The sequence below is a fragment of the Paracoccus sp. J55 genome, assembly GCF_000513975.1.
Taxonomy (GTDB): Bacteria; Pseudomonadota; Alphaproteobacteria; order Rhodobacterales; family Rhodobacteraceae; genus Paracoccus.
The window spans coordinates 1-9,246 of the sequence record NZ_AZVA01000054.1; the positions used below are offsets into that span (position 1 = coordinate 1).

The following is a 9,246-nucleotide window of genomic DNA, read 5'->3' on the forward strand; positions in this document are numbered from 1 at the left end:
TCAGCCCATTCTCTCGCTGGAATAGCTTCCCGGAGACGCCGGGAAGACGACGGTCTTGTTGCCGTTGAGGAACACCCGGCGGTGGATATGGGCGTGGATGGCGCGGGCCAGGACCTGGCTTTCCACGTCGCGGCCGAGACTGACATAATCCTCGGGCGATTGCGCATGCGTCACCCGGATGATGTCCTGCTCGATGATCGGGCCCTCGTCCAGATCCGCGGTCACGTAATGGCTGGTCGCGCCGATCAGCTTCACCCCGCGCTCGAAGGCCTGCTTGTAGGGGTTGGCGCCCTTGAAGCTCGGCAGGAAGGAATGATGGATGTTGATGATCCGCCCCGACATCTTCTTGCACAGGGCGTCCGAGAGCACCTGCATGTAGCGCGCCAGCACCACCAGCTCGGCACCCGAATCCTCGACCACCGCCATCAGCTGCGCCTCGGCCTGCGGCTTGTTCTCCTTGGTGACCTTGATGCAGTGGAAGGGAATGTCGTGGTTCACCACCACCTTCTGATAGTCCATGTGATTGCTGATCACCGCCACGATGTCGATCGGCAAGGCCCCGATGCGCCAGCGATAGAGAAGGTCGTTCAGGCAATGCCCGAAGCGGCTGACCATGATCACCACCTTCATCTTCTCGGCCTCGTCATGGATGGCGTAGTCCATGCCGAAGGGCTTGGCCGGCTCGGCCAGCCCGGCGCGCAATTCCTCCAGCCCCACGCCCTCCTCGGAGACGAAGCTGACGCGCATGAAGAACTTGCCGGTCTGCGGGTCGTCGAACTGGCTGGAATCGGTGATGTTGCAGCCATTCTCGGCCAGAAAGCCCGAGATGGCGGCCACGATGCCGCGCGTGGATTCGCAGGCAACGGTCAGGCAGAACTTGTTCATCGGTTTCTCCACTGTCTTGCAAGGGCAAAGGCCCTGATTTCTTTCTTGTGCAAATATCCCGGGGTCCGGGGCAGCGCCCCGGTCCGGCGGCGCGCTCAGGCGGTCAGGCCCTCGGGCTCGGGCCAGCCATTGGCCCGGCAGCAGGCGGTCAGCGTATTCGCCAGCAGGCAGGCGATGGTCATCGGCCCGACGCCCCCCGGCACCGGGGTGATGGCGCCGGCGACCTGCGCGGCGGCCTCGAAATCCACGTCGCCGACCAGGCGCGAGCGGCCCTCCTCCGCGATGCGGTTGATGCCCACGTCGATCACCGTCGCCCCCGGCCTGATCCAGTCGCCGCGGATCATCCGCGGCCGGCCCACCGCCGCGACCAGGATGTCGGCCGTCCGGCACAGGCCGGCCAGGTCCTTCGTGCGCGAATGCGCGATGGTCACCGTGCAACTGTCGCCCAGCAGCAGCTGCGCCATCGGCTTGCCGACGATGTTCGAGCGCCCCACCACCACCGCGTTCAGCCCGGAAAGATCGCCCAGCCGGTCGCGGAGCAGCATCAGGCAGCCCAGGGGCGTGCAGGGCACCATGCTCTTCTGCCCGGTCCCCAGCAGCCCGACATTCGAGATGTGGAACCCGTCCACGTCCTTCGCGGGATCGATGGCGTTGATCACCGCATCGGCGTCCATATGCGCGGGCAGCGGCAGCTGCACCAGGATGCCATGCACCGCCGGATCGGCATTCAGCCCTTCGATCAGCGCCAGCAGTTCCGCCTGCGCGGTCTCGGCCGGCAGCTTGTGCTCGAAGCTCGCCATGCCGGCCTCGCGGGTCTGGATGCCCTTGTTCCTGACATAGACCTGGCTGGCCGGATCCTCGCCCACCAGCACCACCGCCAGGCCCGGCACCACCCCGTGCGCGGCCTGCAGCCGCCCCACATGCCCGGCAACCCGCGCCCGAACCCCGGCCGCAAAAGCCTTGCCGTCGATGATCGCTGCTCCCATTCGCCCAATCTCCTTTGCGTTCCGCACCGTGTTGCGGATGGCGTCGGCCGCCCGCCCCGCTCGCGGATAGCGCAGGCGCCGGCATGTGCAAGCCCAGATCGACGCGCCTGCCCGCTCCGGTTCGCCTCTATTCCCGTTGCCGTCTTTTTCCAACCGCAAGCCGCAAGGGTCCGGCCGTATTGCGACAGGCCGGTGTCGTTTTGCGACGAGCGCGCGCGCGGGCTGCGTCAGCCGGACAGATAGTTTGCGACAGCGACCACGCCCAGGACCATCAACGCCAGCGCGGCAAGGAACAGCAGGCCGCGCAGCAGCGCAAAGGCCCGCTTGCGGCCGCGCAGCCAGCGCCCGAAACTGTAGACCACCAGCCAGGCCCAGGCCGCGGCACCGGCCAGCGCGATGCCGATCCCGGCCGCGCCTGCGCCCAGCCAGGGCGAGAGCAGCAGCACCAGCAGGCCGGCCAGCATGGCGAGAAGCAGGAAGCGGTCGGCCATCATGCGCTGGTAGCTGCCCGGCAAGGCGAAGCGCGTCAGGGCCGAGACCAGCCCGCCCCCGGCCCGCAGCGCCGTCGCCCCCCGCGTGCCCAGGATGCGCAGGATGCCGTCATCGGGCAGATCGTCGATCATGCGCGACAGGATCGCCATGCTGCGGCTGCCCCAGGCGGCAATGTCGCGCGGGCGCGGGCCGATGGGCTTGAGGTCCTTGTAATGCGCCCCGAAGCGGCCGAGATCCAGCGCGGCGGCATCCTTGACCCCCAGCGCCCGGGCGGCGGTGTCCTCGAAGGCGTCCTCGTCGATCCGGGCATCGCTCAGCTTGGCCTTCAGCAGCGCCAGCCGGCGCGTCTGCCCGGCGGGCTCGCCATATTCCTCGGCCAGGATCCGGCCCTGCAATTCGTCGATCCAGGCCTTGCGCTCGGCCTCGGGACGGTCGGACATCAGCGCGGCGACGATGCGCTCGGCGCCGTCGAGGCGGCCCCAGAGGATGTCATGCTCGCGCCAATCGCGGTTCAGGAAGCCGCCGAAGGCGCCGACCGCGATCCCCGCCAGCTTGTCGGGGCGCGGGTTCAGCCCACTGTCGGCGGGGCTGATGCGGAACACCTCGACCTGCGCGTGCTCCTGCAGCTCCGAGCCTTCGAGGAAGGGATAGGTCAAGACGTCGTGCCAGTGGAAATCGTCATAGACATCCAGAAGCGGCTGCAGCGCGGGCGCGGCCAGTTCGGCGCGCATGGCGGCGCTGCTGGCGTCGAAGGCCGCGCGCATGTCCCGGCCCAGCCCGGCCAGCGCCTTGTCCACCAGCGGCGTGATCTGGGTCTGGAGATAGATCTCGCGCGCCCTGTCGTAACGCTGGTCCAGGGTGGCGAGCCGCATCACCGCGCTGTATTCGGCCGAGATCAGCTGCTCCAGCCGCGCGATCTCGGCATCGCTCAGCAGCGCCCGCGCCTGGCTGCTGTCGCGATTGCCCAGCCGGCGCAGCCCGGCCAGCTCCGCCTCGATCTTTTCGCGCAGCCGCACCAGCTGCGCGGGCGGCATGCCGCGGGCGACCTCGTCGCCCTCGATGCGCTTGCGCCGGTCCAGCGCCTCGTCGACATGGGCGCGCAGATGGATCAGGCGGCGCAGCCGGAAATCCAGGTCGTGGCGCGACAGGAAGGCGTTCTCGGTCTCGCGCGACCCGTCGCGATAGGCGCTGAAATTCGCGTCGCGCCAGGCGCGCAGGATCTGGCGCAGATACAGCGCCACGTCCGATTCCGGCTCGTGGCCCGCCAGCCCCGCCACGATTTCCGTCAGCCTGTCGGTCGTGCCATAGACCCGCAGGTGGTGATAGAGTGGATAGTTCTGCGGATATTCATGCTCGCCGGTCATCAGGTCGGCCAGATCCATCTGGTCCAGATCGTCCGGCTTGCGCTTCTGGCGCATCACCCGTCCGGCGGCCTCGACCCGTTCCTGATCCCGGCGCCAGCGCGCCTGCAGCGTGCCCAGCCGTTCCAGCCGCCGGTTCATGCGGGCGACGGCGCGGATATCGTCGCGGATCACCTCGTAGCGCGGCAGGCCGGTCAGCGCCAGCCGGGCGTTCTGCAGGAAATCCACCCGTCCGGACGGCCGGTCGGGCTGCGGCCCGGCATCGGGAAAGGGGTCGATGAACAGCAGCTTGCGCGCGCCCGGCAGAGTGGTCGGCCGAAAGGGGATCAGCTCGATCGCATGGCTGAAGGGCCGGTTGTCCAGATAGCCGCCATCGGCGAACAGCCGGCCGGAATAATCCGGATCATGGCCGAAGAAGCGCCGATGCCCCGGGTCCTGCGCCGAGGCCGGCATGTCCGCATAGCGCATCGGCGGAAAGGCCACCGGAAAGGACGAGGTGCAGCGCGCGGCAAAGGCCAGCATGGCCTCGTTGCCGGGGGCGAAATCGTTGCGCCGCACCTCCTTGTCCGAACCGTCAAAGGCAAAGTGGAACACGCTGCGATGCACCCGTTCATCCAGCCGCGCCCCGGTCAGGTGGATCGGCGCATAGCGCCCCTGCAGGTCCGTGGCGGTGACGAACAGGTCCATCGACTCGGTCAGCGCCTTGCCGTCGCCGGTCAGCCGGCCAAGCGTGTCGTGCAGCATCCTGAACATATGGCCGCCGTCCAGCAGCGACTCGACCGGCTGCAGCTTGCCGGAAAGGCCGCTGCGGTCGTTGAGCAGCTTGCCGATATCGGCCTCGTTCGTCCAGGCGTCGCGCAGCACGTCGATGTTGCTTGCCCCCACGACCAGCGCCTTGGCCAGCGCCACGCCGTTGATGCCGCCCGCCGATGTGCCCGAGATGATGTCGATGACGAAGCGCCTGCGCCCCTCGCCGGGCCGCGCCAGTTCCCGCGACAGCCGGCGATAGATCTTCTCGCCCTCGTCCAGCGCGTCCTCGGGCAGGGCCGAGCTGCCGCGCACCATGCGCAAGAGTTCCTGCGCGATGCCGTTCATGTAGATCGCCAGCGAAACGCCGCCGTAAAGCACGACCGCGAACCGCACCTCGCCCGTAATCCGTTCGTCCATCCTGTCCCCCAGGGTGTGCCGTCGCAAGGAATCGTTCTGCTTCAGGATGGTAAGCCGATTTGCCTAATTTGTCCCGGAGGAAATACAACCGTCAGACGAGCGGGCGGTCGCCCAGATCCAGCTGCTGGAACGCTTCATAGGCGGCGATCACGGCGGCGCGCTGCGCCTCGTGCGCGGCGACGAAGCCGTCGCCCAGCAGCGACTGGTCCGGGCATTCGGTGATCAGCATCAGCGGCACGGGCGCCCGCCGGTCCTCGGTCAGGAGGCGGATGAAGCCCTGCGGCGCCTCCGGCAGCACGCCATGCCGCCGCGCCAGCGCCAGCTGCGCGGCGTTGCGTTCGGCCAGGCCCGGCACCTGGCGCAGCCGGGCGATCACCGCCTCGGCCAGCCGCGCGGCGGCGGCGCCCCAGCCGGGATGATGGCGCAGGATCAGGAAGAAGCCACGCGGCAGGGTCCAGCCTTCGAAGCCGCGCGGCACATAGCCGCTGAGCGGCCGGGTCCATTCATGCGCCGGATAGCCGTGCAGGCTGACATGCAGCAGCGCCGCCGACAGGCAATAGGCCTGGTCGCGCAGCGCGCGCTCGGCATCGGGCGGGCCCTGGCGATATTCCAGGTCGTCGCCCAGCGCCGTATAGCGCGCGGCATGCAGCATGTGGCGCGGATTGTCGCGGGCAAGCCGCTGGCGCAGCGCATAGCCGTCGGGATTCTCCAGCGGGCAAAGCGCGAAATGCGCCCCTTCGCGCCCGGCAAGCTCCTGCGCGGCGCGCAGGGCGCCCACGGGGCCCGAGACCTCGTTGGCATGCTGCCCGGCCGAGATCATCACCGCCCGGTCGCGCCCCGGCAGGTAGCGCCCCTCGATCACCCGCCCGGCGACCGAGCGGGCATGAAAGGGCCGGCCCGGCAGGTGCGCCAGCTCGGCGGCGATCTGCTGCGGCGACAGCGCCTCGCGCGCCCGGTCGAGCGGCTGGCAACCGCCCTCCTCGGCGCTGCGGCCCCAAGGGCGGGTCTCGATGCGCAGGCTGTGCCCCTCTCCCTGGCGGATGCGCGGCACGATCTGGCCGGGACGCAGGCCGCGATCGCCGGGGGGTCGGCCCAAGCGGTGCCGGAAATGCTCGATGAGCGAGAAATACAGGTCCTCGTGCAGCGCCTCGACCAGCGACACCGCCTCGTCGCCCCAGCCCAGCGCCCGGTCGCGGACCGGCAGCGTGGCCGAGATCTCCAGCTCCTGAAAGAACGGCGCCTTCTGCCAGGGCGCGGCGGCGACGGCGCGCATGGCATCGCGATACAGCGTCTCGTAGTCGGTCAGCAGCTTCTCGCCCTGCCCGTCCCGGATCAGCCAGCCGCAGGGCGACAGCGCCGGCTGCATGGCGTGGTCGCGATGCAGGCGGTTGGGCGCCAGCACCGTCATCTCGCGCCGCATGCCCGAGACATAGCCGAGGCTCAGGCGATAGGCCGGCATGGCGGTGCTGTCCGGCCCCTCCTGCAGGTCGAATTCGGTCAGGGGGAACAGTGCCGGCAGCGGATAGGCCTCCAGCAGGAAGCGGCCCGGTGCGGCTTCGGGATGGCGCGGGCAGAGGATCCGCGCCTCGGCCAGGCCGGCGGTCTCGATCTCTTCCAGGAAGGCGTGCAAGAGCGGCTTGTAGGCCGAGCGGCAATGCGCCCGCACCCCGCGCAGCGCCAGCGCCGCCTCGGCCGCGCGGCGGGTCGGCGCGTCGTCGAAGCTCCAGATCTCGGCCTGGGCGCAGGTCAGCTCGCGCGCAAGCCGCGCCAGCGTGGCGGGATAGCGCGCCTGAAAGAGCAGCCGGGTGTCGTCCATCAGCCTGCCTTGCGCAGGACCTCGCAAAGCTGCGCGACCGTGGCCGGGAAGGGATTGCCCTTCATCGAGGAACTGGCCAGCGACGCCTCGGCCACCGCCTCGTGCCGCGCCGGGTCCAGGCCTTGCGCTTGCAGGCCCGGCAGGCCGGCCTCGCGCGCCCAGCGGGCCAGGGCCTGCGGCGCAGCGGCCTCGTCGCAGCCCAGCACGGCAGCGATCTCGGCGCAGACCTCGCGGATGCGGGCGGGCTCGGGGGCATGGGCGCGGTTCATCTCCAGCACCGGGCCCAGCAGCGCGCCGCAGACCGCGCCATGGGCGGCGGGCGTCACACCGCCGATCACACCGGCCAGCCCATGCACCGCGCCAAGCCCGCCATTGGCCAGGGCGATGCCGCCGGACAGGCTGACCCAGGCCATGCGGTCGCGCGCCTGCGCATCCTCGGCCTGCATCAGCCGCAGCAGCGCGCGCAATCCCGGCCCGATGGCCGGACGGGTCAACACATCGGTGAAGGGCGTGGCGCGGACCGAGACATAGGGCTCGATCACCTGCGCCAGCGCGTCGAGACCCGATGCCAGCGTCACCGCGCGCGGGCAATGGTCGGTCAGCGCCGGGTCGACGATGGCAAGCCGCGGCAGCATCCTTTCGTCGCGGATCGAGACCTTGCGGCCATGCTCGGGCAGGCCAATCACCGCGTTCCGCGTCGCCTCGGCCCCGGTGCCGGCGGTGGTCGGCAAAGCGACATAGGGCAGGGGCGGCGCGGCCAGCGGCAGGCCGCGGCCGACGACCTCCAGATGGTCCATGATCCCGCCCGGCGCCGGGATCAGCGCCGCCAGGGCCTTGCCCAGATCCAGCGCCGCGCCGCCGCCAAGCGCCGCCACCCAATCGGCGCCGAAGCCCTTGGCCTGCGCCAGCGCCGCCTCCAGCATCGGCAAGCTCGGCTCGGCCTCGCAGGCGACGGCCAGCACCTCGGCCCCCGCCTCGCGCAGCCCGTCGAGCAGCCAGCCGGCGCGGGCCGGATTCGCGCCATGCACCAGCACGCCGCGCGATCCATGGGCCCGGATCATCGCCGGGGCGTTCTGCGCCTGGCCGCGGCCGAAGATCACCCGGCCCGGCAGGGCAAAGGAAAACCCGCTCATGCCGTCCCCGCTCATGCCGCCCCCATCGTCGCTTCCACGGCGCTTTTCCACCTTGCGTATCGGGCCTCGCGCTCGCCCTCGGCCATGGCGGGCTCGAAGCGGCGCTCCAAGGCCCAGGCGCGGGCGAAATCCTCGGGCGGCGGGCACAGGCCCGCCTGCAGCCCCGCCAGATAGCCCGCGCCAAGCGCCGTCGTCTCGGTCACCCGCGGACGGTCCACCGGCGCGCCCAGGATGTCGGCCAGGAACCGCATCGTCCAGTCGCTCGCCGCCATGCCGCCATCCACCCGCAGCACCCCCGCAGCGGCGCCCGGCCAGTCCGCCCGCATCGCCTCCCACAGGTCGCGGGTCTGGAAGCCCACGCTCTCCAGCGCCGCCCGCGCCAGCTCCGCCGGACCCGAGTTCCGCGTCAGCCCGAACACCGCGCCCCGGCAGTCCGGCCGCCAATAGGGCGCCCCCAGCCCGGTGAAGGCCGGCACCAGGACCAGCTCCTGCCCCGGATCCGCCGCCTCGGCCAGACCCTGCGTCTCGGCCGCCGAACGGATGATCCCCAGCCCGTCGCGCAGCCATTGCACCACCGCCCCGGCCACGAAGATCGAGCCCTCCAGCGCATAGCTCGTCCGGCCCCCCAGCCGGTAGGCGATGGTGGTCAGCAGCCGGTTCTTCGAGGCCACCATCTCCTCCCCGGTGTTCAGCAGCGCGAAGCAGCCGGTGCCATAGGTCGCTTTCATCATCCCGGGCGCGAAACAGGCCTGGCCCACCGTCGCCGCCTGCTGGTCGCCGGCGACGCCCAGGATCGGGATCTCGCGCCCGAACAGGTCGGCCCGCGCCATGCCGAAATCGGCGGCGCAGTCGCGCACCTCGGGCAGCAAGGCCATGGGGATGTCGAAAAGCGCGCAGATCTCGGCGTCCCAGCGGTTCTCGGCGATGTTGAAAAGCAGGGTGCGGGCGGCATTGGTGGCGTCGGTGGCATGGGTGCGGCCCCCGGTCAGGTTCCAGATCAGCCAGCTGTCCACGGTGCCGAAGGCGAGCTCGCCGCGCCGGGCGCGATCGCGGGCGCCGTCGATATTGTCGAGCAGCCATTTCAGCTTCGAGCCCGAGAAATACGGGTCGAGCAGCAGCCCGGTGCGGGCGGCGATCATCGGCTCGTGCCCCTCGGCCCTGAGCCGGTCGCAAAGGGCGGCGGTGCGGCGGTCCTGCCAGACGATGGCGCGGTGCAGCGGCCGGCCGGTCTTGCGGTCCCAGAGGAGCGTGGTCTCGCGCTGGTTGGTGATGCCGATGGCGGCGATGTCGCCGGCATGCAGCCCGGCCTTCTCCACCGCCGCACGCGCCACCCCCGCAACGCTGACCCAAAGATCCGAAGCATCGTGCTCGACCCAGCCGGAAGACGGGAAATGCTGCGGGAATTC

6 protein-coding genes are annotated in these 9,246 nt (G+C 70.5%); all 6 read right to left on the minus strand.

What is annotated here, in order from left to right:
• On the minus strand, nt 1-885 hold the full coding sequence (gene purU / locus PARJ55_RS0120245; protein WP_028713925.1) for a formyltetrahydrofolate deformylase: 885 nt from the start codon (nt 883-885) through the stop codon (nt 1-3).
• Between the two features lie 95 nt (nt 886-980).
• The gene (gene folD, locus PARJ55_RS0120250) at nt 981-1,871 is read right to left on the minus strand and encodes a bifunctional methylenetetrahydrofolate dehydrogenase/methenyltetrahydrofolate cyclohydrolase FolD (RefSeq protein WP_028714627.1); all 891 of its coding nucleotides are present in this window, start codon (nt 1,869-1,871) and stop codon (nt 981-983) included.
• A 227-nt stretch (nt 1,872-2,098) separates the two neighbouring features.
• Entirely contained in the window at nt 2,099-4,891 is a 2,793-nt protein-coding gene (locus tag PARJ55_RS0120255) for a patatin-like protein (protein WP_028714628.1), read from the minus strand.
• A gap of 91 nt (nt 4,892-4,982) precedes the next feature.
• A complete protein-coding gene (locus tag PARJ55_RS0120260) occupies nt 4,983-6,707 on the minus strand; it encodes a M14 family zinc carboxypeptidase (RefSeq protein WP_028714629.1) in 1,725 nt (574 codons plus the stop codon).
• Entirely contained in the window at nt 6,707-7,840 is a 1,134-nt protein-coding gene (locus PARJ55_RS0120265; RefSeq protein ID WP_028714630.1) for an iron-containing alcohol dehydrogenase, read from the minus strand. The genes PARJ55_RS0120260 and PARJ55_RS0120265 overlap by 1 nt, the downstream gene beginning before the upstream one ends.
• A gap of 11 nt (nt 7,841-7,851) precedes the next feature.
• A partial coding sequence (glpK, locus tag PARJ55_RS0120270) for a glycerol kinase GlpK (RefSeq protein ID WP_028714315.1) occupies nt 7,852-9,246 on the minus strand: 1,395 nt, incomplete at its 5' end.

What these genes read in the sequence shown, in the direction of transcription:
- folD (WP_028714627.1), bottom strand. Translation starts at nt 1,871, where the DNA reads ATGGGAGCAGCGATCATCGACGGCAAGGCTTTTGCGGCCGGGGTTCGG.
- purU (WP_028713925.1), bottom strand. Translation starts at nt 885, where the DNA reads ATGAACAAGTTCTGCCTGACCGTTGCCTGCGAATCCACGCGCGGCATC.
- PARJ55_RS0120260 (WP_028714629.1), bottom strand. Translation starts at nt 6,707, where the DNA reads ATGGACGACACCCGGCTGCTCTTTCAGGCGCGCTATCCCGCCACGCTG.
- PARJ55_RS0120265 (WP_028714630.1), bottom strand. Translation starts at nt 7,840, where the DNA reads ATGAGCGGGTTTTCCTTTGCCCTGCCGGGCCGGGTGATCTTCGGCCGC.
- PARJ55_RS0120255 (WP_028714628.1), bottom strand. Translation starts at nt 4,891, where the DNA reads ATGGACGAACGGATTACGGGCGAGGTGCGGTTCGCGGTCGTGCTTTAC.